Here is a 26,277-nt window from a genome sequence, read left to right on the forward strand (position 1 = left end):
TGAATATGAAGCACCAATGGAAATTCTTTACCATCCTTGGTATTGGTATCGTTAGTGCAATCTTAGATTTTGGTCTTCATAATCCTAAGATTATTGGATTTCCAATTTCAGAAATTTTAATTGATATTTTTGGGATTTGCATGTCCATCTCAATGCTGATTGAAATGTTCCATACCTTAGAAAAAGGAAATTGGGGCGTTGATATTTTGGCTATAATTGCCGTTGTTTCAACGATGGTAGTTGGAGACTACTGGGCAGCTTGGATGATTTTGATTATGTTAACCGGTGGTGATTCTCTGGAAGATTACGCTACTGGACAAGCAGACAAAGAGCTGCGTTCTTTGTTAAACAATACCCCTCGAATTGCCCATCAAATTGTTAATGGAAAAATTGAGGACGTAAACGTTGATCAATTAAAAATTGGCGATACAGTTTTAATTAAGCCCGGTAACCAAGTTCCAGTTGACGGAAAAATCATTAAAGGAACTTCAAGTTTTGACCAATCATCATTAACTGGTGAATCTTTACCAGTTGATAAGACTGTGGGCGATGAATTGATGTCTGGTTCAATTAATGGTAACTCTGCCGTTGAAATGGAAGTTACTAAAGAAGCCAAGAACTCCGAATACCAGTCAATCGTTGCCTTAGTTAAGTCTTCTGAAGCAAAACCTGCTAAATTCGTTAAAATGGCTGACCGCTATGCTGTGCCATTTACAATTATTTCTTTAATTATTGGTATTGCTGCTTGGATTACCTCCGCTGTAACCAATCCTGGTGCTGACTGGCAAACTCACTTCATGCGCTTTGCCCAAGTTATGGTTGTAGCTTCACCATGTCCCCTATTAATTGCAGCTCCAGTAGCCATGGTTTCTGGAATGAGCTCTATGTCGCGGAGTCATATTATTGTAAAGTCTGGTACTACGCTAGAAAAACTTTCTAGAACATTAACTTTTGCCTTCGATAAAACTGGTACCTTAACTGAAAATCAATTAGTAATTGAAGACGTAGTTCCAGCCAAGGACAGTGATTTATCAAAACAAGAACTTCAAAGCTTAGCTGCAAGTGTTGAACAACAATCAAGTCATATTATTGCTACTTCACTAGTTAATGGAACAGATAAAAAGGACTTGCAATCAGTTGACAACTTACAAGAAACTACCGGTAAGGGTGTTAGCGGCTCAGTAAATGGTAAGGATGTTAAAGTTGGTAAACTCAGCTTTGTTGATCCTAGTCACGAAAAAATAAATGTAGATTCAACTGCTATCTATATTTCAGTAGATGGTAAATTTGCTGGTTATATTACCTTCCAAGATGAAATTAGAAAAAATACCCCCGAAACGATTGCTCGCTTGCGTAGACAAGGCGTTAAGCAGATCATGATGCTTACTGGTGACCACAAAGGTGTAGCTGATAAAATTGCTAAGCAAGCTGGTATTAAAGAATCTGAAGTTCATGCAGATCTACTTCCAGCTCAAAAGATTCAAGAAATCAAAGATGTTAAACCAGACTTAAGACCTGTTGCTATGGTTGGTGATGGGGTTAACGATGCCCCAAGTTTGATGGCAGCCGATGTCGGTATTGCCATGGGAGCTAAAGGAGCTACCGCTGCTAGTGAAAGCGCCGATGCCGTTATCATGGTTAATGACTTGTCCAAAGTTAACGATGCTGTAGCAATTTCTAAACATACTATGAAAGTGGCTAATATTGACGTTTTAACTGCTATTGCAATCGTTATTATCATCGAAATCATTGCCTTTACTGGCATCATCCCGGCCTTTTGGGGAGCAATTTTACAAGAAGTAGTTGACTTAATTACTATCTTGCTTGCTTTACTTGCAAAAACTAAACCAACCAATCCAAGCCAAACTGGATTGCCTAAACAATAAAAAACAAGTAGAATTAAAAGAAGTTAAATATTTTGTTTAGTGGTTGGGTTTATAAAGAACTTTCAAGATTAGCTTATTTGGGTCAATAAGCACTTGAAAGTTTTTTATTTTACCCAGGAAAATACATTTAGAAAGATGATGCTATGCACTTTTTAGGTCAATTAATCTTAATTTTGTTAGTGACAACGCTATTAGGTCAGCTCTTTGCTCGCTTCAATATGCCAGCAGTTATCGGCCAATTATTATCTGGAATCGTCTTAGGACCTGCGATTTTAGGCTTAGTTAAACCAAATGAAATTGTCAGTTTGTTTTCTGAATTTGGCGTAATTTTGTTAATGTTTTTGGCAGGATTAGAGAGTGATCTCAATTTACTAAAAAAATACTTTAAGCTAAGCTTCACTGTTGCAACTGTGGGTGTGATTTTACCCGTAGTATTTATGGGACTTGCCTCAATGGCATTTGGAATGAAGTTTTTAGAAGCGCTTTTTATTGGGATTGTTTTTGCAGCAACTAGTGTTTCAATCTCTGTTGTAGTACTGCAAGAAGCAAATCAGCTGCACACTAGAGCTGGGAGTGCCATTTTAGGAGCTGCGGTAGTTGATGATATTTTGGCGGTTGTAGTTTTAAGTTTGTTTACTACGTTCAGTCATGAAGGTGGAAAAAGCGGCCTGACAAATAATTTCTTTGTGAACTTAATCATTGAAGCAGTTTACTTTGTAGCTGTCTGGTTAATTTTTAAATTTGTCGCTCCTTACTTTATGAAGGCAGCTGAAAAAATCGAAGTTAATTATTCTGTTGTCATTGGATCACTTGTCTTAGCCCTAGCTATGGCCTGGGCTGCTGACTTTGTTGGCTTATCAGCAGTTGTAGGTGCCTTTTTCGGCGGCCTAGCAATCAGACAAACACCGCAATATCATGAAGTTGAATCTTCCATTAGTATTATTGGATATTCAATTTTCATCCCCGTCTTTTTCGCAGATATCGGCTTATCAATGACCTTTGCAAGCCTAGTTAAAGATATTTGGTTCATACTCGCGATGACAGTTTTAGCATTACTGTCCAAATTCTGGGCTGGAAAATATTCTAGTGAGGCGTTTGGTTTTAGTAAAAATGAAGGCAATATCGTCGGTGCCGGAATGATATCTCGTGGTGAAGTTGCATTAATTGTGGCTCAAATTGGAATCAATCACCATCTTTTCCCAGAAGATATTTATTCAAGTTTGATTCTAGTGATCATTGTCACGACTGTGCTTTCACCATTTATTCTTAATCACTTTATTAAAAAGCAAACTCAAGCAAATTAAACAAAAATGGAAGCAAGACTATTTCAGTTTTACTTCCATTTTTTGTAACTATTTTATTGAAATGTTGCCCTTAGCAGTATCTACTTCAATTACATTTTTGTTATCGCTATTTAATTCAAAATCGTGTCCCTGCTTTTGGCCCTTATAAACAACTTTTCCCAAAGAAGTACTTAGATCATAACCTGTCGCATTTGTCTTCTTAATTGCAACATTACCATTTGCTAGATCTACATCCATTCCTTTTTGGGTATATAACTCATCTATTGTGACATTACCATTAGATAAATCTAAACTGCCGCTTTTCACGGCTAAATAATCTGCATGAACATTGCCGTTAGCTAAATCAATATCTAAACTTTCCAATTCTTTTTTTGGTATCTCAATCACTAGCTTAGGCGCAAGCTTTTTTAAATTAAACACGTTCACGACAATGTGTTGATCATGCGTTTTATAAGTAATGTTCAATCTCTTATTTTCCACTTTAACTTCTGGAATGAGTTTTTCAGCTCCCAAGTAATGTACAGCATATTTTTCTGCGACCTTGAATTCCACATTACAACTTGGAACATCAATATTGACTTTATCAAAGCTTCCAACTGCATAATCTTTTTTGACTGCATCTTTATTGTTATCGTTGAAAAAATTGAACATCAAAATCCCTCCAATTACTAGTAAAATCGTAAAGCTTATTGCTATTAATTTCTTTTTTGTATTCATTTTTTAAATATAATCCTTTAAATCGAGTACTTGATCGTAAGTCTTTAATTCGTCTGGTTCATAGTGGTGAATTACTTCAATAAAAGTTAAATCTGACTTGCGCAAAAAATCATGAATTTCATCTGCAGTTGTTTTATCTAAAGAAGCATTAATCTCATCAAGTAATAAAATCGAACGCTTAGCTAAAATAGCACGGGCTAGTTCAATACGTGCTAACTGACCACCAGATAATTGATCCGCATTCACTCCTAATGAGTAATCAAAGCCTTTTTCTTTAACAATTGCATCTAATCCTAACTTTTCACAAACTCGCATAACCTCACTTTTTGAAATATCTTCTCCCAAGGTTAAATTAAACCATAAACTATCCGCAAAAATAATCGGTGCTTGACTTGCATAAGCAAATGCTTCACTAAAATCACCTGCTTGCTCAACTTGCCCATTGAGCAATATTTCACGGGCTTTTCCGAAGCCGCCATACATTAAAAACTGAAGCAAGGTGGATTTTCCAGCACCTGAAGGCCCAATCACAGCCATTTTTTTACCTTTTTCCAATTTAAAATTAATACCATTAGCAAGTCTGTCATCTTTTCTAAACAAGTCGAGATCTTTCACTTTAAGATCGTGAACATCGATCTTTTTAGCCTTATCCTTTTTCTTATTTGCTAAGAATATTTGTACTTTTTCCATAATTTTCTTAGTAGTAGCAAGTTTATTTCGATCATCCAAAATATTAAGTACAGGATTAACAAAAGAGTTGGCTAATTGTACTATCGCAAATAATCCTCCTAAAGTTGTCTGCCCTTGGATAACCAAATAAATTCCCATTGCAAATGGCACTACAAATGTTAAAAGCGCTGCTAAAAAGTTGATCCAGCTACTAGCGTTTAGATTAAGCAAGTTCATTTTTCTTAATGCTTTTTCTAAATTACCGACAGTTTGAGCATTTTTACTGACTGCACTTTGATTCCCACCATATAAACGTAAAGTATCTGCACCTGCTAGGAAATTTTTGGTTTGATTGACATAGTTTCCATTTTCTTGGGTCCATTTTTCAGCTGCATTTTGAACTGGTTTTTGGAAAAGATTAGACACAAACATTGGAACCATAGACGCAACTAAAAACATCAAGGTAATCAACCAGTTGACCAGCAAAGCATAGCCGAGAGCTAAAACTAAACTAAAAGCTTGCATGATAATTTGGATTTGTGCATCAAAACGATTAGTTTCAAGTAACTTAAAGTCAGTAGTCAAAAAGCTTAAGCTGTCACTATTATCTTCTTTAGAATTTTCAAGCATCCCAGCAAAAATATTAGTTCTCAAATACATATTAACTTCAGCAATAGCTTGTGTTTTTAAGCTATTGAACAGCAATGAAGCAATTAGCGTAGTAATAAAAGCTGTAGTAACCACTAATAAAAAAATACTAATTTTATCCCACTGCTTCTTAGTCGCCATATTTGTCAATTGCTGGACAACCGCAGCCATAATGATATTTTGGAAACTAGCAATCAGTCCGCATATGATCATGACTACAAATTTCATCTTATTCGAATATTTAAATAGCATTTTTTCTCCTCACTTCTTTATTAATTGAAATGAGTATACAGTGAGTATAAAATAAAAATATGTTTTCTTGCAGATCTGCAATTATATTTTAAAAAGTAGGTAATTATTATGTATGGTCATGAATTTAAAAAACTTCGCAAAGCCCAAGGAATCAGTCAAAAACCTGTTTGCCAAGGTATTTGTTCTGAATCTAAATTATCTCGTTGGGAAAACGACTTAATCGAAGTTGAGTTTAGTACAGCGATGAAACTACTCGACCGAATCCACATTACAAGTCATGAATTTATGGGTTGGTCAAAATTTGCACCTGATCCCGAAATAGATGAGGAAATTCAAGATGCTTTAAACTCAGATAATATTCCTCTTCTTAGGCGCGTAGCCAAAAAACAAATCGCTAAATACCATCAGACCCATGATAAGCGAGACCTATTTATCGCAGCACCCTTATGCAGTCAATTAATCATCCTTGATCACAAAAAATACTTATCAGACGTAGACCTCAACACTTTAGCAAAAGAATTTTCAAAAGTAACAGTCTGGAGTGAATATTATATTTCTTTATTTGGTAGTTGCCTATTTATATTGAACTCTAAACAAATCTATGGCATTTCCATGCAAATTTTGAAAGATATTGATCATATTAGACAAGCTAATACGAGCTTTGATGTACAAGTTGTAATGGGATCGTTAGAAGATGCAGTTACTAAGCTAATTTCTCAAAATGATCTTGAACATGCGCAAAAATTAATCACTGCACTTTCTAAGGTGGAACTTCCCATATACATGATGTTTTTCAAACTTACTCTAACTTTCTTAAAAGAGCTGATAAACTATGTCAAAACTGACGACGAACAGCCAATTCTGAGTTTGATTGATACTTTGTTAAATTTAAACTGTAGCACACAAGCCGCAACTTACCTTGATATGCTCAAATATATTCAACATTGTAAGCAAGAGTAATCTCGTTAATTGATACTAAATTTTTTACAGCTAAGTCAATTTATAAAGAATTGGGCTTAGAAATTCCCAATACCTTAAAAAGATAAGAGGAGTGAATTCAAATGAAACATAAGTACGTAACTTATCCAGCAATTTTCAAACCATTACATGATGATGTTTATTTTGTTAGCTTTCCAGATGTAAAATCAGCCGTCACTGAAGGTCATGGTTTAGAAGATGCATTCAAAATGGCTTCCGATGCATTAGCTACCATGCTTTATGATGAAAAACGATTGCCAACTATGACAAATCCCGCAGATTTAAAAGTAGAAAAAGGTAGTTTCGTAGCACTTGTTACAGCAGATTTAACCCAAGCAGCTGATAATTTTGAAAAAACCATTCGCAAAAACGTAACAGTTCCTTATAATATCGCTAAAAAAGCTGAAGATATGCACTTAAACTTTTCAAAAGTTCTTACTGATGCTTTAAAAGAGAAATTGAATTATCAAAACTAAAACAAAGCCTCCGACAAAATCGGAGGCTTTTCTTCGTCACTTATAATTATTCTTAGTCATTTTAGCTCATTTGACTAAGAACGTACTTGGTATTTTTACCACGTCCAGTTGTTATAATCTTTCCGTCATCTTTTAGTTTTTTCAAGTTTCGCTGAATTGTCGTCTGGCTGTATCGAGGGATCATTTCAACTAATTGCATCTTTGAAAGCGGACGTAATTGCTGCTGCAACGTCTTAATAATTAATTTATCAGCACTAAGTTCTTTAGAGTTATGAACCAATCCCATTCTTTCGATCAATTCACGATATGCCTTAATGATAATACCTAGATAATAATTAATAAAAGGTGCATAAGAATTAGTATTCTCATTCCAGCCCTGGGAACTTTGTGCTAAGACTTCATAATAGCTTTCTTTACTATCTTCAATAATTTTTTCTAAACTGATATACTTTCCCACTTCAAATCCTAATTGATATAGAGTTAAGAGCATTAAAAGACGTGACATTCTACCGTTACCATCTCTAAATGGATGAATTGAAACAAAATCAAAGACAAAAGCTGCTGATAAAATCAAAGGAGAAAAACTTTCATTGTTTACAGCATCATTGTAATTTTGAGTCAATTGATCTATCAAATCTGGAACTAAAAAAGCATCAGGTGGATTAAATCTTACTTCTTCATGGCCATCCGCATACTTGGCCACAATTTTATTGTTAATATCTTTAAACTGGCCACCCCAAGAATCACCTGCAAATTTAAACAGCATATTATGCATACTTAGAATTGTATTTTTAGTAATTGGCATATAACGATAATTCTCATGTATTAACGATAAAACATCACGATAACCTGCAATTTCTTTTTCATCCCGATCATGTGGTTCAACCTTATTAGACATAATTTTATTTAAACGTGAATCAGAAGTAAAAATACCCTCTATTCTATTTGAAGCGTCAGTACTCTGAACCTTGGCAACTGCTACAAGTTTTTGCAATTCCTCATGATAATCAATTTGATAACTACTAGTTTCTCCACGTAGCTGGTAAATTGTTGTTAGTTTGCTGACAATATCATTATTCAGTTTTAAACCATTTAAAGTTTTATAATCAAAGTTCTTCACGTCTTCGCCTCTTTCTTCGTCACTTATAATTATTCTTAGTCATTTTAGCTCATTTGACTAAGAATAACTACTGTTGACTACGAATTTGATCAAGAAAAAAGAGCCAATCGGCTCTTTTTAATGATACTTATGAAATTAGTTGCATGGCATTTTCTTCTAATACTTTCTTATTCTTACCTTTTAGCAAAATAAAGGTAACTAGCAAGGGGATGAGTGTTAATACTGCAGTTTCAACTAATCCATTGGCATATCTTCCTAAAATATTCCATGAAGACGAACGCACAAACTCAGGAGTTGAGTAAGCAATAAAATCTAAAATAAAATGGAGAATAATCAACACTTCTAACCTTCCGCAATAAAGATATACTGCAGCAAACAAACATCCCATCCCCCAGATCATAATATTTTTTAGCGTTATGATGTAAAAGCTAGAATTGGGATTCATCAATTGTAAATAATGCCCGATAGCCCAGAAGAAAGAACTCAAACAAATTGTAAAAGTTAATTGATACTTAGATTTTTTAAATATAACGAGCAAGAGCAAAATTAAAACATAGCGTTCAAATTCTTCACTTATAGCTGCACTAATTGCTGAAGAAATCGCAAACGGATTTGGATCAAGCAACCTCATATCCCAATTCCATAAAGCTCCAGCCCAATTTTGTGCTATATCTACAAATTGACTAAAAAAGACAAACCAAGTTGTAAATACTAATACACTAATTAAAACCCACCACTTAAGGTTAGGAGATTTTTTAAATTTGATACTTGGCCTAATAGAAAAACCCCACTGCTTGATCAACAAAATCATTGCTATGACAAGAGCAATTGACGTTATTAAACCACTGCCAATTACGCGATTAAATTGTGGTAGATTCTCAAAATTGGGGATGGGAATAATACAATTAGTCAAAATAACAGTAATTAATGCCAGTATCCGTAACCAATTATTTTTAATTGTTCCACACGAAACAAAAGTGACTGGAAGCAAAACTACTAAAGAAGTGAGAACATAAAGTAGTAATACTAATGTTTCACTTATCTTTACTTTCATTAACATTTCTGCTAATTGAAATAAATTAAACTGGAAAACATAAGATAAGGCAACCACACCAACTAATTGGTTCAAATGTCCAATAATCTTGTTCTTTCTAAAAATATTTAGAAACAGACTTAAAACTAAAATTACTAAAATGGCAACATTTGATGTATGATCAAAAACCAGAAAATAAATGCTAAGTAGGATGTTTAAGAATAGTTGCACATCTAAAATTGTGAACCAGTTATTTTTTTGCTAGCCATAATTTCATGCTTCCCCTCAATATGATATTTAAAAACTTTTTTACAATTTTATCATTATAATATCATATTGTCATCGAGCTTTTTATTAATGATTATGGCCTTCAACAGCTGCTATATCGCCTTTTCCATCGCGCTCTACAATTGCACCTAATGCAGCAGTCAGTCCCTTAACAATATCAGCTAATGCCATTGATGGAGTGTTAGGACGATTTATAACTTGTTCAGGCAAAAATGGAATATGAATAAATCCCGCTTTAATATTTGGAAATTCCTTATCTCTCATATATTGCACCTGGTACATAATGTGGTTACATACGTAAGTTCCTGCAGTATTTGAAACACTAGCAGGCAAACCTGCATCCCTAATTGCTTTTGCTTCAGCCTTAATTGGAAGCTGTGTAAAGTAAGCAGTTGGACCATCTTCATGAATTGTCTCACCAAGCGGCTGATAACCTTCATTATCAGGAATGCGGCCGTCATTAATATTAATCGCTACCCGTTCCGGTGTTAAGCTGGAGCGGCCGCCAGCTTGTCCCACATTTAAAACATAATCTGGATTTTCTTTTTCAATAGCTTTTTTAACTACTTCTGCCGACTTATTAAAAACAGTAGGAATTTCTAATTTAATGATCTGCGCCCCATTTATTTCATCTGACAATCTTTTCACCGCTTCAATAGCTGGATTAATTTTATCTGCGCCAAATGGATCAAAACCTGTAACTAAAATTTTCATATTGTTATCTCTTTTTCCTTAAAAAATTAATAAAGCTGAATTAGCTAAATTTTATCATAAAAAATAAGAGTCCAACGTTTGTCAGACTCTCTATAACTTACTTAAGCTAATATTTAGTGGGTAAATAAATACGTCCCCCATCTTACTGGCTTTTCCACTGTCGGCAGTAATAAGAAAATCAAAACGACAATCCAACCTAGTGGAATAAGCATCAGCCACAGCCACCAACCGCTATAGTCGGCATCATGTAATCTTCTGACTGCATAACCCAGCAGACCTAATTTAATCCAAATCTCTAAAATTAATAAAATCAATGCAATCAGCCAAGTGAAAAAGTTCATTCCATGTATCACTGCTGTCCACGTATCATTACCCACGTAACTATAGTTAGTTGTTAAAAATAAAATAAGAGTCATTACGATCCCGATAATCAAAGTAATCACAAATTGGATAGCGTAACTCACCCAAAAGGCCTTGCGCGTACTTCTAGCAGCCCAAGTAAACGGGTATAAAAACAACCCTTTAAAGATTTCGCCAAAACTTGGATCAGGAATATCGCTTGCTGGTTCATGATATTCTTGTTCATAATATGGTTTATCCGACATATTTACACCTTCTGTTAAATAATTCATTCTTTACCCAAATTAAAGCATTAATCTTATCGCTATGCAAAAAGAATTACCCGGGAAATATCAATTATAGAGATTTTAACTAGTTAGTCGGACTTGTTAATTTGCTAAAATAAAGTTGTATTTGTTAAGAAAGCGATGTGGTCATTATGACAAAATTAAATTGGAAGAATATTGCTCTTGCCGGCACTGCAGCTGGCGTTATTTCGGGATTAGTAAAACTAGGCTGGGAAAACATTTTACCACCTAGAACCGCAGCAAGAAATGAAACTAATCCACCTCAAAAACTGCTCCAGCAAATGGGCATACCTAAGAAGCTGACTCATGCCACTTATACTTATTCTGGTGAAAAATTACCTTGGGTTTCTTATCTAGTACACTTTGGCTTTTCTATTGCCTTTGCCACTGCCTATGCAGCAGCTTTAGAAAAGAAAGTAAAGTGGTTAACCTTAGGTCAAGGGGTGCCATTTGGAATCGCCGTTTGGATCGCATTTCACTTAGTTATTATGCCTACAATGAAAACTGTGCCAAGTGTTAAAGATCAACCTTGGCAAGAACACTTATCAGAAGCTCTCGGTCACATTGTTTGGATGTGGACTAATAATGAAATTGCAGAGATTGTTTTAAAACAGCTCAACCACAAAAAATAGGCTATCAAAAAGGACAATTGCATATTTGCAACTGCCCTTTTATTCTTATAATACACCCATTAAGTTATTTAACATGTGTGCTAAAATCGAATATCGTAAATCTTTAGTAGTTACATAAGTCCATGCTAGTACTGACCCCATCACCCAGTAAAGAAAGATAAACTTACTTAAGTTAGGATCATGACATAAGGCAAAAATAAAGCCACTTGAAATAATCCCAGCAATCTTAGCGGTTTTATTTTCATTAGGGAAGAATGTGTTAAAAAACATCCCTCTAAAGATGATTTCCTCACAGATTGGCGCAACTATCACAATTAGTAGATCAAAAATTGGATTAGCTTTTGATTGAATTGCTTCAAGTGCTGCTTGATTATCTGAAGTAACATGGGTTCCCCATAATTTAATGAAGCAAACTTGAGCAATCATGATTAAGAAAAACGCTCCAAAAGCTATTAAAATCCGGCGTCCACTCCAGTGCGGCTTAGCATTGAAGAACCAATCGTTTTCCTTAGATAATTGATATTTATAAACCCAAAACATCCCCCAAATTACTAAAACTGTAATTAAGGCAATAATTAATCCATGCCAAGGCGTAATTTTCATTTTTGCAGGAACCACATATAGACCTTGAACAAGCGCATAAGCTATAAAAGCCAGGATCATGATTCCTAAATTTCCCAGTAGGCGTAAAAAACGTCGCATACATTCCCTCACTTCCATGAATTTCAAATTCATTTCTTAAAATCTCAGTATATAAATTATAATGGAAAGAAACAGAATTTAAGGACACTATATAACCATGAACAATTTTTCGCAACACCTGGATCGTGCTTTTTCTTATTTCTTACACAATGAATTAAGCCTCTTATCGATCTTTTTATTTGTTAGTTTAACAATTTTCCTCTTTTCTTGGCTACTTGAGCCGAGAAGGTTAATTAATGGAATTTTATTTACCATTTTTGGTCTCACCTTTTTAGCCTGGTTTGCAGTTTTAATTTTCTCTCAAAAAAATCCGACCCTCACTTATATTTTTGGCAGTATTGCAATTGCCATTATGTTCGGCATTATCTTTTTGGTGCTTTTTTCCTGGGTCTTCTTTTTATGGAATGCCTATTTTGTGTGGAAATATGAAAGTCATACCTTGCCTAATCTTTTGACTCTTTTTATTGGATTAGGCATGATTTTTATTTGGATTATTGAAAGAATTGGTTTACTCAGCCATATGCCCGAATGGCTGAATTTAATCTTATCAGCTTCAATCTTTATCGCGATTTATTTGGCGATTGTCATGTATAATTTTTTAATAAACCTCCTCTTATATCAATTTGTTCCGCGTCATTACAAGCAAGACTATCTAATTGTTTTAGGAGCAGGTTTAATTCAAGGAAGAAAGGTTTCACGTCTGTTAGGGGCACGAATTGATCGGGCGATTGCCTTTAGTAATAAGCAATATGATAAAGGAAAAAAACGTCCTAAAATCATCATGTCTGGCGGTCAAGGCTCAGATGAAAAAGTATCTGAAGCTTATGCCATGAAAGAATATGCAATTGAACACGGTATGCCTAGTGAATTTATTTTATTAGAAGATAAATCACGCAATACCCAGCAAAATATGGCGTTTTCAAAGAGAATCGCCATTGAAGATTTCGGCAGTGATAAATTTAAAGCCAAATTTTTTACAAATAACTATCATTTACTTAGGGCTGGGTTATATGCCAAAATAGCAGGCCTTAAAGCAAACGGAGTTGGTGCAACAACACGTTTATACTTTTTGCCAAATGCAATTATTCGTGAATTTGCTGGAGTATTCGTGATGCACAAAAAACGACATTTTATTATCATTGGTCTAATTGCAGTGTTCTTCATTGTCCAAGCAGTTATCATTTTATTAGGCAACGCCAAATGGCGGATGATCTAATTTTTTAAAATAAGGAAATAGCTATGTTACAGTTAAAACATTTAATGAAAACCTACCACGTTGGTGATACGGTCACTCATGCTTTGAATGACGTTTCGATAAACTTTCGTAATCACGAATTTGTCGCTATTTTAGGCCCTAGTGGTTCAGGCAAGACAACACTGTTGAATGTCATCGGAGGATTAGATCATTATGACTCAGGTGACATCATCATTAACGGTAAGTCTACTAAGAATTTCACCCAAACTGATTGGGATGCTTACCGTAATAATACTGTTGGGTTTATTTTCCAAAGCTATAACTTAATTTCTCATCTTTCAATTATTGAAAACGTTGAATTAGGGATGACGCTTTCTGGAGTTAACTCTACATTACGTCATCAAAAAGCAATTGAAGCTCTTAAAAAAGTTGGTTTAGGCGATCATATTAATAAAAAGCCTAATCAATTATCAGGTGGTCAAATGCAAAGAGTAGCTATTGCTCGTGCCATCGCTAATGATCCGGATATTTTACTTTGTGATGAACCAACGGGTGCTTTAGATACAAAAACTAGCGAAGATATCATGCAACTTATCAAGCAGCTGAGCAAAGATAAGCTCGTTATCATGGTTACTCATAATCCGGAGTTAGCTAAAGAGTATGCCACAAGAATTGTCCACTTCCAAGACGGGAAAATTTTGACTGATTCAGACCCTTATGCCCCAGAAAAAGAGCCCAAAGACAGCTTCAAATTAATTAAGACCAAGATGTCTTATTGGAATGCGCTTAAACTCAGCTTTACCAATATTATGACTAAAAAAGGTCGGACGTTTTTAACCGCGTTTGCTTCTAGTATTGGGATCATTGGAATTGCCATTGTCTTAGCCTTATCGCACGGTTTTCAAAAGCAAATCAATGCCACTCAAAGCAAAACACTAGCTAAGTTTCCAATATCAATTTCCCAAACAGCAACTGATATTAGCAGTGCAAGTTCTCGCAAAGAGTCAGATAAGAATGTTAAAAATCGTGGCTATCTCACAGCGGCAATTCCAGACAATGAGAAAAATACCCACCAAAATAAAATTAGTCAAAGCTATGTCAATTACGTTAAAAAGATTAATCCCAAATATGCCAATAATATTTCCTTTATTCGCGGCACCCAGCTTAATCTTTTAGCTAATAATAATGGCAAGATTTCTCGAGTTCAGTTCTCAAATTCAGCTAGTGACACAAACTCAATGGCTCAAGCACAAGCTCAAGGAATGGCAAGCGTGGGTATTAATACCAATACTTTTCCTAATTCATTAGATAAAAAGCAAGGTTCATTTTTAAAAGATAACTATCAACTCTTAGCTGGCAAGTGGCCAAGTAATAAAAATGACGTAGTATTAGTCTTAAATAACAAAAACGAAGCTAATTTAAATGCTCTTAAAAATATAGGCCTAAAAGTCAAAGACGGTCAAAAGATCAACTTTAATAAGCTTGTTAATAAGACTTTCAAAGTGATTCCAAACAATTCTTACTACCAAAAACTCCCTACAGGTAACTTTGTACCAAAAAGACCGGATCAAGCAATGTATGATAGCGGTAAGAACATCAAATTAGTTGCAGTAATTCGCGCTAAAAACAATACTCGCATGGCACTTCTTGATAACGGTATTGCTTATAGTGATCAATTAAGTAAAGAAGTAATCAACCAAAATAAGAATTCTGAAATTGTTCAAGCACAAAATGCTAGCTCAACCAATGTTTTAACCAACCAAGAAATGAATACAGATCAAAAACAACAATTCATAGCTTCCCTGGGCGGCTCAAGCATTCCAACTGGAATCTTAATTTATCCAAATTCTTTTAATTCTAAAGATAAGGTACTTGACTACTTAGACAAATGGAATAGAGGCAAAGCCAAAAAGGACCAGATTATTTATACTGATATGTCTGGTACAGTTACTAAATTAACTGGTGGTTTATTAAATGGTATTACCTACGTTTTAGTGGCATTTGCTGGAATTTCATTAGTTACTTCAATGATTATGATCGGCATTTTAACTTACACATCAGTTTTAGAGCGAACCAAAGAAATTGGTGTCTTAAAAGCATTAGGTGCAAGAAGACGCGATATTACCCGTGTTTTTGATGCAGAAACATTTATTTTAGGTGTTTTTTCAGGTATTTTGGGCATTATAATTGCCTACTTATGTACTTTTCCAATTAATGTTATCTTATATCATATTACTGACATGAATAATGTGGCCGAACTGGATCCGGTTCAAGCAATAATTTTAGTAATCATTTCTACTATTTTGACAATGATTGGTGGTCACTTACCAGCTAAAATGGCAGCGAAAAAAGATGCTGCAATTGCTTTAAGAAGCGAATAGAAGGAGACTTTTTTCAAAATAACAAAAAAATTTTTAAATGCTTCTTTAAACTTAAAGTGTTACTTCAAAGTCGAGTAACATCATGTCACTTTTCATTTTAATTAATAACAAACTTTCAAAGACACGCCTCTAAAAATCATCGAGGCGTGTTTTTTTATTAGTATATGTATACAATCAATTGAAAACCTTTCCACATAAGACTATTATAATAGTAACAGGCGTTATATACTTGGATATTTTAGAAAAAGGGTGAAAATAATGCTATTGGGCGTAAGTATGTTAGATCTTGCTCGCTTCCAATTTGCAATGACAACTGTTTTCCACTTCTTCTTTGTACCATTCTCAATCGGAATGGGCTTAGTTGTTTCAATCATGGAAACCATGTATGTTGTTAAGAAGGACGAAGTTTACAAGAAGATGGCGCAATTCTGGGGTAAAATTTATCTCCTCAGTTTTGCTGTCGGTGTTGTTACAGGTTTGATTCAGGAATTCCAATTCGGAATGAACTGGTCTGACTATTCTAGATTCATGGGTGATATTTTCGGTGCTCCTTTGGCAATCGAAGCTTTACTTGCCTTCTTTATGGAATCTACTTTCATCGGACTTTGGACATTTACTTGGAATAAATTTAAGCCAGCTGCACACTGTGCATTAGTTTGGATTTCATTTTTAGGTTCAATGCTTAGTGCTATTTGGATCTTAACCGCTAATGCATTTATGCAGCACCCAGTTGGCTTTGTCATCAAAGGTGGCAAAGCTCAAATGGCTAGCTTTGGAGCACTTGTTTCAAACCCACAATTATGGGCTTGTTTCCCTCACGTAGTAATTGGTGCGATTGTAACTGCATCATTTGTTGTCGCTGGTATGGCCGCATTTGGCTTACTTGCAAAGCGTGATGTTAACTTCCACAAGAAGTCTATGAGAGTGGCTTTATGGATTGGTATGATTGCCGCAATCTGCGAAGCAGGTGCTGGTGACTACCAAACTCAAGTTGAAATTCATGAACAACCAATGAAGTTTGCTGCTACCGAAGGTGTTTACACAACTACTGGTGACAAAGCTCCATGGGACATCGTTGCGGATTTAGACACTAAGAACCATGAAAATAAAGGTGCTTGGTCAATTCCTGATGTTCTAACTATCCTTACTTACCACAAGACAACTGGTTCGATTAAGGGTATGAATGAAATTAACAAAGAATTACATAAGAAATACGATAGTAAATTCGGTAAGGGAATGGACTACTATGTTCCAGTTAAGACTTTATTCTATTCCTTCCGTATCATGGCCGGATTTGATCTCTGGTTTATTATCGTATCAATTTTAGGACTAATTTGGACTCGTCCTTCAAAAGATACTATCGAAAACAAGCGTTGGTTCTTATGGGTATTGGGTGTTACTACCTACTTCCCATTCATCGCAAACACTTGTGGTTGGTTCATTACTGAATTAGGTCGTTTCCCATGGACTGTTTATGGTCTATTCACAATTGCTGATTCAGTATCTGCAAGTACCACAACAGGTGAATTATGGTTCACTAATATCATGTACTTCTTGATATTCTCTACTCTAGGTGGAGTGATGGTTTACTACTGCAAGAAGCAGCTTGATAAAGGTGTCGATAAAGCTCTTGAGGGAGGTGTCTACTAATGATTGATGGTATTCAACCTTTACAATTATTATGGTTTGGCCTCATCGGCTTATTGTTCGTGATCTTCTATTTCCTAGAAGGATTCGACTATGGTGTCGGCATGGCTACCCATATTTTGGCTAGAAACGATAATGAACGTCGTTTAATGATTCAAACTATTGGGCCTCACTGGGACGGTAACGAAGTTTGGTTAATTACTGCGGGTGGTGCGATGTTTGCTTCATTTGCAAGTTGGTATGCAAGTTTATTTAGTGGATATTACATTTTATTGTTCTTCACTTTATTTGCTTTAATCATTCGTGGAGTTTCATTTGAATTTTCCGCACACGCTGATACAGTAAAAGGCTTTAGATTCTGGGTTTGGGCTTTATTTTTCGGAAGCTTGTTTGCACCATTTTTATTGACTATGATGTTTGGTAGTCTAATTCAAGGTGTTCCAATGAATGCTGCTGGAAATATGAGTTTAGGCTTTTGGAATATTGTAAACTGGCTCTCAATCGTGGCCGGTGTTGCTGGTGTATTGCTTTGCTTAATTCATGGTTTAAACTTCTTAAGATTAAGAATTGACGATCCTGATTTAAGTAGACGTGCACAAGATTTGAACAACAAACTATATATTATTGCTTACATTGGTGAAGTCGTCTTTGCTTTATTAGTAATCTTCCAAACAGATTTCTTCCAAAAGCGTCCTATTTCATCAATAGTTATTACTTTAGCTGTTGTAGTATTTACTGTTTTGTCTCAAATCTTCAACAAAACTAACCACCAAGCTTGGGCATTTATTACTAGTGGCTTAACTTTGGGCAGCGTCGTTGTTTTATTATTCAACGGACTATTCCCTCGCGTACTTATCGCACAAAATCCAGCTAACTCACTATTAATCAAGAATGCTGCTAATGGGCAATTAACTTTGCAAGTAATGACAATCGTTTTGATTATCTGCTTGCCAATTGCCTTAGCTTACATTATTTGGTCTTACGTTGTCTTTAGACGTCGTTTAAAGGTTCAAGCTGAAAAATAATTTTTTGAGGTAAATATTTAATGATCGATAAAAGACTTTTTAAATTACCAAAAGCCAAGATCATGTTAGTAATGCTTGCAGGACTTACTGTCTTGCAAGCATTTGCTATTTTAGGGCAAGGTATTTTTCTTGCTCGAGCCATTGTTGGTTCTTGGCATAGACACCCTTTTTCATCCATTGCTTATAACGTCTTAATATTTTTTCTAATGTATTTATTGCGTCAAGCAATTGCCTGGTTTCAAAAATGGTATATGAACCATTATGCTCACCACACAACTAACTTATTGCGCAGTCAATTATTAGATAAGATTTATCATGGCGGAATTGCCTTAAGTTCTCGCGTTGGAACTGGTAACTTAGTTGCGATGCTTTTAGACGGGATGGATGAAGTATCTAATTATTTGTCACTTATTTTCCCTAAGATTATTGCTTTAGCGATTATTCCTTGGATTTTATTAGTTTATATCTTCACCCTTAATGCTCTTTCTGGATGGATTTTATTGCTTGTCTTTCCTTTATTAATTTTATTTATGATTATTTTAGGAACGGCCGCTCAAGCTCGTGCAAGCAAGCAATATGCTGGCTATGTAAAACTGCAAAATCATTTTGTAGATGCTCTGCGAGGTCTTGGCACTTTAAAGGTTTTGGGCTTAGCTAAAAAATATAGCCAGGTAGTTTATAAAAATAGTGAGAGTTATCGTAAGCAAACGATGAAAGTATTAAAAGTTGCGATTTTATCAACTTTTACTCTGGACTTTTTTACCACTTTATCAATTGCCATGATTGCCATGTTTTTAGGAATTGGCTTAATTAATGGTAATCTTATCCTCTATCCTTCTTTAATCATCTTGATTTTATCTCCAGAATATTTTTTACCAATTAGAGACTTCGGAAATGATTTCCATGCCACATTAAACGGCAAAAATGCGATGGCTCAAATGTTTGATGTTTTATCATTTGAAACTCCCACCCAAGAAGACAAACTACCCGATTTTACTTGGAATCAAGATAGCAAATTAACAGTTAACGATGTTTCTTTTGCTTACAGCCATGAAAATCAAGATAAATTCAAAGTAAACAAAAATGCCAAAATGACTGGTATTGCCAAGCAAAAACAAGAAGATACTAAGCATTATGCTGATGAATTAAGTCATATTAATTTATCCCTAACAGGCTATCAAAAAGTAGGAATTATTGGTCCAACTGGAGCTGGTAAAACAACTCTAATGCGAATGCTCGGCGGATTCTTAAGTCCAAATCCAAAGCCAGATAATTTCACCATCAACGGCACTCAGTTAGAGCAATTAGATCAAAAGAATTGGCAAAAACAGTTTACCTATATCCCACAAGAGCCCTTTATGTTTGCTGACACAATCAAAAACAACATTACTTTCTATAAACCTGATGCTAGTGATGAAGAAATTAGACAAGCTGTTCATGAAGCAGGCCTTGATAACTTTATTTCTAGTCTGAAAAAAGGTCTTGAAACTCCTGTTGGTGAACATGGACGCGGAATATCGGGTGGACAAAAGCAACGTATTGCATTAGCTCGTGCATTTTTAGCTAAAGAGCGTAAAATTCTCTTTTTTGATGAACCAACTGCCCACCTTGACATTGAAACTGAATATGAACTTAAAAAAACAATGCAGCCATTGATGCAAGATCACTTGGTTTTATTTGCCACCCACAGATTGCACTGGTTAAAAGATATGGATTGGTGCTTAGTCATCGAAGATGGCAAAATCGTAGAACAAGGTACGCCAGCTGACTTAGCTAAAAATGGAACTCAATTTAGAAAACTTACACAGCCGCTAAAGGAGGGTGCTTTATGAACGACGAAAAATTAACTTGGAAAAATGATCGCTGGATTAAGCCCTATTTAGCCAAGTATAAGTGGGTCTTACTATTAGCAATATTTTTAGGAATAATAATGTTTTTCTGCGGTGGCGCTTTAATGTTTTATGCTGGCTACACGATTGATAAAGCCGCAACTCGTCCAGAAAATATTTTTATGATTTATGTGCCGATTGTTTTAATGCGTGCCGTTGGGATTGGACGACCACTTTTTCGCTACTTAGAACGACTAGTTTCTCATAACTGGGTTTTAAGAGTAACTAGTGATCTACGCCGTAGACTATATAACATAGTTGAAGAAAATAGCTCAGCAGTTGGTTCTAACTACCAAACAGGCAGCTTATTATCTTTGTTAACTGAAGATATTGGCCACTTACAAAACTTATACTTAAGAACTATTTTTCCTGCTATTGTAGGCTACTTGGTAGGATTTTTTGCAGTAATTTTATTAGGATTATTCAGCTGGCCCTTAGCTGGCGTAATATTTATCTTACTGCTAGTAGAATTATTCCTCGTTCCCCTCTTTTCTTTACTTAAACAAGCTGCTATCCGTAGTAAAGAAAAAGCCGAAAAGGCAAGTCTTTATGCTGAATATACTGATCAAGTTTTAGGTGCAGGTGATTGGCAAATTTCTGGTAGACAACAAGCTTTTCATGATCAAACCAGGCATACTGTTACCGATCTAGGTAAAAATCAGAAAAAATCTGGCGAATTCGACTGGGCCCGCGATTTCTTTTTGGAATTTATCTTTGGTTTGATGGCTGTAGCCTTGCTTTACTTTACTAATAAGTCACTAACTTACAACCAAGAAGCAGCTAACTATGTTGGTGCTGTAGTATTAGCACTATTTCCTTTATCAGATGCTTTTATTCCTGTCGCACAAGGAACTGAGGAATGGCATACTTATAGCGATTCAGTTAAGCGACTAAATGAAATGCATCCCAAAAAAGAAGTCTTGTCAAAACAAGTCAGCCTGAATCCTGCTGATTTTGACGATCTAACTGTTAGCAATGTTGGCTTTACTTATCCTGGTGAAGATCAGCCAATCATTAAAGATTTTTCTTTAAAGCTTAAAAAAGGTCAAAAAGCTGCTTTAGTCGGACCTTCAGGAGCCGGCAAAAGTACTATTTTACAACTAGTACTAGGTGATTTAGCTCCACAAAAAGGTAGCGTGGAATTAAATAATATTGATGTCCGCATGCTTCAAGATGAACGGGCAAAACTATTTTCAGTGCTTAATCAAGAACCATTTTTGTTCAACACAAGTATCTACGAGAACCTAAAAATGGCTAATAAGAAGGCGACTGCTGACGATATGATGGCTGCTTTAGAAAAGGTTCAGTTAGCTGATTTTGTTAAAAATCTCCCAGATAAGCTAGACACTCAAGTTGCTGAAGCAGGAGCAAGATTTTCAGGAGGACAAAAGCAGCGCTTAGCATTAGCAAGAGTCTTATTACAAGATGCTCCAATTGTGCTACTTGATGAACCTACAGTAGGATTAGATCCTTTAACTGAACAAAAATTATTAAAACTTGTTTTTAATGTCTTAAAGGATAAAACTGTTATATGGATTACCCACCATTTACAAGGGATGAAATATATTGATCAAGTCTTGTTTTTCAAAGACGGAGTTGTTGAAATGAGCGGCAATCCTCATGAATTATTTAAAACTAATCAGCATTTCCATAACTTGTATCTAATGGATCAAGGATCACTTTAATAACAGAAAGAAGTATTAATTAATGTCAACATCAGCTAAGCAAGGTTACTATGAGCTAGTTGAACCACGAACTCTTTTTAATTCAATTATTCCTGTTTTATTAGGAATTATGTACACCTGGTACAATTACCAAACTTTTAGAGTTGCACCTTTAATTGAAATGGTAATTGCGACTATCGTTTTACAAATTTTCATGAATGTAAATGATGGCTATTGGGATTATAAGCGCGAAAAAGCTGCAAAAACTGGCGATCATAAGAAGAATCCGATCGGTAAGTATAATTTATCTCCTAACAGCGTTAAATGGTTCTCAATCGTTTTATTTACCATTTCAGCCGTCTGTGCGTTTCTTATTGGCTATCAAACTAATTACTGGATTTGGATCATTGGAATTATTTGCTATGCTATTGCAATTTTTTATTCAACCGGTGACCACACAATCTCATCTGGTCCCTTTGGCGAATTAGCTGCTGAATTTGCGATGGGCTTAGGAATTATGTTAGTTATGGTTTATATCAATGTCTATCCGATGCCATTTACTTGGGGCTTTGTCGGTCCAATTATTCTAGCAGCCGGAATTCCCGAAATCTGCAATTATACATTGCTCTTAGGTAATAATTTATGTGATTACAAGGCAGATATCGCTAATGGTCGTCATACCTTAGTTTCTTATATTGGCATTAAAGGTGGAGTTTACTTGTTCGTCTTTAACTATTGTTTGGGATACGGCTTAACTATCTGGGCAGTTTTAATCCGGGTTTTGCCTTGGTCAGTTTTATTGATCTTATTCTGCATCCCGCTGATCATTAAAAATATGCGCTTTCTTTGGAAAGTCCAAAATAAACGCACTTCGTTTCCTAGAGTTGTCCAAAATACCCAGGCTCTATTTATTAGCGAAGCGCTCGGATTCTTAATTGGGATTATTTTTAATCTTCATTAAATACAAAAATTTAAAATAATGTTTTTAAAGGCACATGATTATTGTTCTTAAATCATGTGCTTTTTTGTTTTATATATCAAATATCATTTGAATTCTTATGCTTTATACGTACAATTTTTACTAATTAACTAAAAATTGTTCATATTTTTTATTGATTAATCAGTTGTTTTTTAGTATAACTAAAGAGTCAACATCATTAGAGTTTTTTACAAGGAGTTTGAATACTAAAGATGAAGATCAAAAAAGTTCTCGTTAGTGCCTTATTAGTCCTCACAGCTGGACTTGCGGCAGCTTGTTCCAATGGAGCATCTAAGTCAAGTAGTTCTAATTCAAAATCATTTACACCAAAAGAATTGAACGTTCAATTTGTCCCAAGTTCGCAAGCTAACAAAATTGAAGCCAAGGCCAAGCCACTTGAAGGGTTGCTCAAAAAGCAACTCCACATGCCAGTTCATGTAACAGTTTCTACTGACTACAATGGCTTAGTTGAAGGAATGGCTTCAAAAAAAGTTGATGTCGGCTTCTTACCGCCTGATGCATATGTGCTAGCCCACAAGCGCAAAGTTGCTGATGTTTTACTTCAAGCCGAACGTTATGGTTATGATGAACCAAGCGGCAAGGTAAACAAAAAATTAATGCACGAATACCGTGCTATGGTTATCGTTAAAAAAGGTTCCGGTATCAAATCCTGGAAAGATCTAAAAGGTAAGTCAATCGGCGTAATGGATCCAACTTCTTCATCTGGATATGTCTTTCCAATTGTCGAACTTTACCAAAAAGGCCTTAACGTCTTAAAAGATTGTAAAATAACTCAAATCAAGGGTGCTGACCAAGCAGTATTGTCTGTCTATAATGGCGATGTTGATGCCGCATTTGTATTTGCTGATGCTCGTCCAATTGCCGCCAAAGATGAACCTAAAGTTATGAAAGATGTGGTTCCTATCTACTTCACTCAATGGATTCCAAACGATACCATTTCCGTTAGAAGTGATATGAGTCCAGCTTTCAGAAAGAAAGTTGCAAAAGCATTTAAGAACATTGCTAAGTCAAAAGAAGGTAATAAGATTATCGAAAACATCTACAACCACTACGGTTACACTGATGCTACCGATTCCGATTTCAACACAATTAGAAAATACCAAAAAGTCCTCAACAAGGTCCAAGACAAGAAATAATTAAATTCTCAATTTTTATTTTTTACTATTCTCCACTACAAAATAATCCAACATATAACATAAAGAGGCCAAATTAGGCCTCTTTTCTTTACTTTAATTGACAAAAATAATTTAGATTGCTAGGTTAATCTATAATCATTACTTTCATGGAGGATGTAGCATGGTAAAATTCATGCATCTTTTTTCAAAAATTACTCTTATTACCCTCGTTGTTAGCGGCCTTACTGCATGTTCTGCTAAGTCAGCTGCCCCTAGTACTAACTCTCAAACAAGTCAAAAAACAGTTGCCTTAATTACTGATAATTCTGGCGTTGACGATGATTCTTTTAATGAGTCAGCCTGGCAAGGAATTAAAAAATATGCTCATAATCACAGCCTAAGTGAAGGTCCTCAAGGTTATGAACTCTTTTCAGCGGACAATAATAATCAAATAACTTCCTTAGTCGACAAAGTTAGCCGCTCACCATTTAATACGATTTTTGGTGTGGGATCAAATCTGCAATCTCCTATCTTAACAGCTGCGAAAAAATATCCTAAGAAAAATTATGTTTTAATCAATTCTTCCACCCATCACCTTAAAAATGTCGCCACTGCTAACTTCAATACTAAGCAAGGCGCTTATTTAGCCGGTGTAATAGCTTGCGAAATGACTAAAACTAAAACAATTGGCTTTATTGGCGGGATGCGGACTAAGAGCGTGATTCAGTTTGAACAAGGCTTTAAAAAAGGCATCAAAGATACTGCAAAAAAACACCATCGAAATATTCAAATTTTAACTCAATATAGTAACAGCTTTTCTAATATCAATAAAACTCAAGATCTAGCTCAAGATATGTATAATAAAAAAGCTGATATCATTTTTCATGCGGCTGGGAAAGCAGGCAGCGGCGTCTTCAAAGCTGCTCGTCAAATTAACCAAGCTAATGCTGTAAATAAAAAAGTCTGGGTTATCGGCGTCGACCCCAACCAGTCTAATCTGGGCAATTACCAAGCCAAAGGCGGCCAAGAAGCGAACTTTACTTTAACTAGTGTAGTTAGCCGCATTGATCTAGCAATTAACGATATTGCTTCTCAAACTTATCAAAAAAGCTTTCCGAAAGGTAGAAATCTCCAATATAACTTAGCTAATGATGGTGTTTATTTAGTACATAATTCCGATATTCCAACCCACGTCTGGATCACCTCTCAAAAAGCTAAGCAAGATATTATTGATAAAAAAATCAAATTATAGCATTGAAGAAGATTCTCAAAGCGGAATCTTCTTTTTTGTCATTTTAAAGCTTACCAAAGATCAATATTTGACTTGTTATCAAGGGTTCTTTTCCATAAAATGATTAATGAAAGCGCTAATAAAGGAGATACTAACCATGAAAAATAATTATTTAAGTATTGATATTGGTGGTACAAACGTTAAATATGCTGAACTAAATAATGCTGGTCAAATTATCGAACAAGGCAAAATCAAAACCTCACACGAAAAAGATCAATTTTTGGATAATATTGACCAAATTGTAAAAAAATATGTCAAAAAAGATATTAAAGGCATTGCCTTTTGTGCACCTGGCAAAATTGCCCATACTAAAATCCATTTCGGTGGAGCTCTCCCATTTTTGGACGGAATTGACTTTGCTACACGCTATCAAAAATATAATGTACCCATTGCAGTTATCAATGATGGAAAAGCTAGTGTTTTAGCGGAAAATTGGCTAGGCAGCCTTAAAGATATGCAAAACTGTGCTGCGATTACTTTAGGTACTGGCGTTGGCGGTGGAATCATCGTTAATGGTCAACTGCTTAACGGTGCACACTTTCAAGCTGGTGAATTAAGCTTTCTTCAATTAGACTTAAATGCTCCTAGTTTTGGCGGATTTGCCGGAGGTTATGCTTCAGCTGTTCAAATGATCAAAGAAATTAATACTAAGCTAGCAAATGCTGATTTAACTGATGGCCTAGCAGCTTTTAAGGCTATCAACGATAATAACAAAGAAGCTGTTGAAATCTTTAACACATTTTGCAAACGCGTGGCCGCAATTATTATTGATATTCAAGCTGTAGTTGATTTAGATGCGATTGCAATTGGCGGCGGTATTTCTGCTCAAAGCGCTGTCATCAAAGGTATTAATCGTGCATACGATAAAATCTTGAATGAAAATGAAATTATCCGTGTCACCTTCACCCGTCCGCAAATTCTCGAAGCAAAATTCAAAAATGATGCTAACTTATACGGAGCTCTATATAACTTATTACTGCATGTTAACGGAGAAAAACTATAAC

Annotated in this window: 22 protein-coding genes and 1 other annotated feature; of the genes, 15 read left to right on the forward strand and 7 right to left on the reverse strand. The window is 35.3% G+C overall.

From position 1 onward, the window contains the following. The first annotated feature begins 5 nt into the window (after window positions 1-5). Window positions 6-1,886, forward strand: coding sequence for a heavy metal translocating P-type ATPase (locus tag Q0Y70_RS00890; protein WP_297815538.1), 1,881 nt, complete (start codon window positions 6-8; stop codon window positions 1,884-1,886). A gap of 41 nt (window positions 1,887-1,927) precedes the next feature. Then, window positions 1,928-1,977 (forward strand) — a sequence feature (sodium ion sensor (DUF1646 type); this cis-regulatory element may regulate processes involved in with the transportation of sodium ions). Between the two features lie 52 nt (window positions 1,978-2,029). Further along, a complete protein-coding gene (locus Q0Y70_RS00895; RefSeq protein ID WP_297815398.1) occupies window positions 2,030-3,190 on the forward strand; it encodes a cation:proton antiporter in 1,161 nt (386 codons plus the stop codon). 48 nt (window positions 3,191-3,238) lie between these two features. Here the strand turns inward: Q0Y70_RS00895 and Q0Y70_RS00900 are convergent, their stop codons facing one another. Continuing rightward, window positions 3,239-3,841, reverse strand: coding sequence for a DUF4097 family beta strand repeat-containing protein (locus tag Q0Y70_RS00900; protein ID WP_297815400.1), 603 nt, complete (start codon window positions 3,839-3,841; stop codon window positions 3,239-3,241). A 69-nt stretch (window positions 3,842-3,910) separates the two neighbouring features. Beyond that, complete coding sequence (locus Q0Y70_RS00905) at window positions 3,911-5,476, reverse strand: ABC transporter ATP-binding protein (protein WP_297815403.1); 1,566 nt, start codon at window positions 5,474-5,476, stop codon at window positions 3,911-3,913. A gap of 108 nt (window positions 5,477-5,584) precedes the next feature. Between Q0Y70_RS00905 and Q0Y70_RS00910 the strand changes: the two genes are divergently transcribed. Both Q0Y70_RS00910 and Q0Y70_RS00915 read left to right on the forward strand, forming a co-directional pair. After that, a complete protein-coding gene (locus tag Q0Y70_RS00910) occupies window positions 5,585-6,436 on the forward strand; it encodes an Rgg/GadR/MutR family transcriptional regulator (protein WP_297815405.1) in 852 nt (283 codons plus the stop codon). A 101-nt stretch (window positions 6,437-6,537) separates the two neighbouring features. Next, window positions 6,538-6,930 (forward strand): type II toxin-antitoxin system HicB family antitoxin, encoded by a 393-nt coding sequence (locus Q0Y70_RS00915; RefSeq protein ID WP_297815406.1) that lies wholly within the window; start codon window positions 6,538-6,540, stop codon window positions 6,928-6,930. 61 nt (window positions 6,931-6,991) lie between these two features. Here Q0Y70_RS00915 and Q0Y70_RS00920 read toward each other — a convergent pair whose 3' ends face one another. The 4 genes from Q0Y70_RS00920 to Q0Y70_RS00935 all read right to left on the reverse strand — a co-directional run bounded on the left by Q0Y70_RS00920 (window position 6,992) and on the right by Q0Y70_RS00935 (window position 10,690). Beyond that, window positions 6,992-8,050: a Fic family protein gene (locus Q0Y70_RS00920; protein ID WP_297815408.1), complete on the reverse strand. Its 1,059-nt coding sequence runs from the start codon at window positions 8,048-8,050 to the stop codon at window positions 6,992-6,994. Between the two features lie 127 nt (window positions 8,051-8,177). Next, entirely contained in the window at window positions 8,178-9,179 is a 1,002-nt protein-coding gene (locus tag Q0Y70_RS00925) for a type II CAAX prenyl endopeptidase Rce1 family protein (protein ID WP_297815411.1), read from the reverse strand. 258 nt (window positions 9,180-9,437) lie between these two features. Continuing rightward, window positions 9,438-10,085: a pyroglutamyl-peptidase I gene (gene pcp / locus Q0Y70_RS00930; protein ID WP_297815414.1), complete on the reverse strand. Its 648-nt coding sequence runs from the start codon at window positions 10,083-10,085 to the stop codon at window positions 9,438-9,440. A gap of 113 nt (window positions 10,086-10,198) precedes the next feature. Then, window positions 10,199-10,690, reverse strand: coding sequence for a DUF805 domain-containing protein (locus Q0Y70_RS00935; RefSeq protein WP_297815417.1), 492 nt, complete (start codon window positions 10,688-10,690; stop codon window positions 10,199-10,201). A 173-nt stretch (window positions 10,691-10,863) separates the two neighbouring features. On the opposite strand from Q0Y70_RS00935, the gene Q0Y70_RS00940 reads away from it, so the two are divergent. After that, on the forward strand, window positions 10,864-11,364 hold the full coding sequence (locus tag Q0Y70_RS00940) for a DUF1440 domain-containing protein (protein ID WP_297815420.1): 501 nt from the start codon (window positions 10,864-10,866) through the stop codon (window positions 11,362-11,364). Between the two features lie 45 nt (window positions 11,365-11,409). On the opposite strand, the gene Q0Y70_RS00945 is transcribed toward Q0Y70_RS00940, so the two are convergent. Further along, window positions 11,410-12,066: a type II CAAX endopeptidase family protein gene (locus Q0Y70_RS00945; protein ID WP_297815423.1), complete on the reverse strand. Its 657-nt coding sequence runs from the start codon at window positions 12,064-12,066 to the stop codon at window positions 11,410-11,412. A 97-nt stretch (window positions 12,067-12,163) separates the two neighbouring features. Between Q0Y70_RS00945 and Q0Y70_RS00950 the strand changes: the two genes are divergently transcribed. The 10 genes from Q0Y70_RS00950 to Q0Y70_RS00995 all read left to right on the forward strand — a co-directional run bounded on the left by Q0Y70_RS00950 (window position 12,164) and on the right by Q0Y70_RS00995 (window position 26,276). Next, window positions 12,164-13,282, forward strand: coding sequence for a YdcF family protein (locus tag Q0Y70_RS00950; protein ID WP_297815426.1), 1,119 nt, complete (start codon window positions 12,164-12,166; stop codon window positions 13,280-13,282). A gap of 23 nt (window positions 13,283-13,305) precedes the next feature. Next, entirely contained in the window at window positions 13,306-15,642 is a 2,337-nt protein-coding gene (locus Q0Y70_RS00955; protein WP_297815429.1) for an ABC transporter ATP-binding protein/permease, read from the forward strand. Window positions 15,643-15,900: 258 nt separating this feature from the next. Next, window positions 15,901-17,292 carry a cytochrome ubiquinol oxidase subunit I gene (locus Q0Y70_RS00960; RefSeq protein WP_297815432.1) on the forward strand — a complete coding sequence of 464 codons (1,392 nt, stop codon included), beginning with the start codon at window positions 15,901-15,903 and terminating at the stop codon, window positions 17,290-17,292. Beyond that, entirely contained in the window at window positions 17,292-18,314 is a 1,023-nt protein-coding gene (gene cydB, locus Q0Y70_RS00965; protein ID WP_297815435.1) for a cytochrome d ubiquinol oxidase subunit II, read from the forward strand. Before Q0Y70_RS00960 ends, cydB begins: the two co-directional genes overlap by 1 nt. A 20-nt stretch (window positions 18,315-18,334) precedes the next feature. Further along, window positions 18,335-20,146 (forward strand): thiol reductant ABC exporter subunit CydD, encoded by a 1,812-nt coding sequence (gene cydD, locus Q0Y70_RS00970; RefSeq protein WP_297815437.1) that lies wholly within the window; start codon window positions 18,335-18,337, stop codon window positions 20,144-20,146. After that, window positions 20,143-21,888 (forward strand): thiol reductant ABC exporter subunit CydC, encoded by a 1,746-nt coding sequence (gene cydC, locus Q0Y70_RS00975; RefSeq protein ID WP_297815440.1) that lies wholly within the window; start codon window positions 20,143-20,145, stop codon window positions 21,886-21,888. The genes cydD and cydC overlap by 4 nt, the downstream gene beginning before the upstream one ends. Window positions 21,889-21,910: 22 nt before the next feature. After that, window positions 21,911-22,828, forward strand: coding sequence for a prenyltransferase (locus Q0Y70_RS00980; protein ID WP_297815442.1), 918 nt, complete (start codon window positions 21,911-21,913; stop codon window positions 22,826-22,828). A gap of 230 nt (window positions 22,829-23,058) precedes the next feature. Further along, on the forward strand, window positions 23,059-24,003 hold the full coding sequence (locus tag Q0Y70_RS00985) for a phosphate/phosphite/phosphonate ABC transporter substrate-binding protein (RefSeq protein ID WP_297815444.1): 945 nt from the start codon (window positions 23,059-23,061) through the stop codon (window positions 24,001-24,003). A gap of 160 nt (window positions 24,004-24,163) precedes the next feature. After that, window positions 24,164-25,234: a BMP family protein gene (locus tag Q0Y70_RS00990; protein WP_297815446.1), complete on the forward strand. Its 1,071-nt coding sequence runs from the start codon at window positions 24,164-24,166 to the stop codon at window positions 25,232-25,234. A 136-nt stretch (window positions 25,235-25,370) separates the two neighbouring features. Next, entirely contained in the window at window positions 25,371-26,276 is a 906-nt protein-coding gene (locus tag Q0Y70_RS00995; protein WP_297815448.1) for an ROK family protein, read from the forward strand. The last annotated feature ends 1 nt before the right edge of the window (window position 26,277 follow it).

The organism is uncultured Lactobacillus sp., assembly GCF_947367085.1.
Taxonomy (GTDB): Bacteria; Bacillota; Bacilli; order Lactobacillales; family Lactobacillaceae; genus Lactobacillus.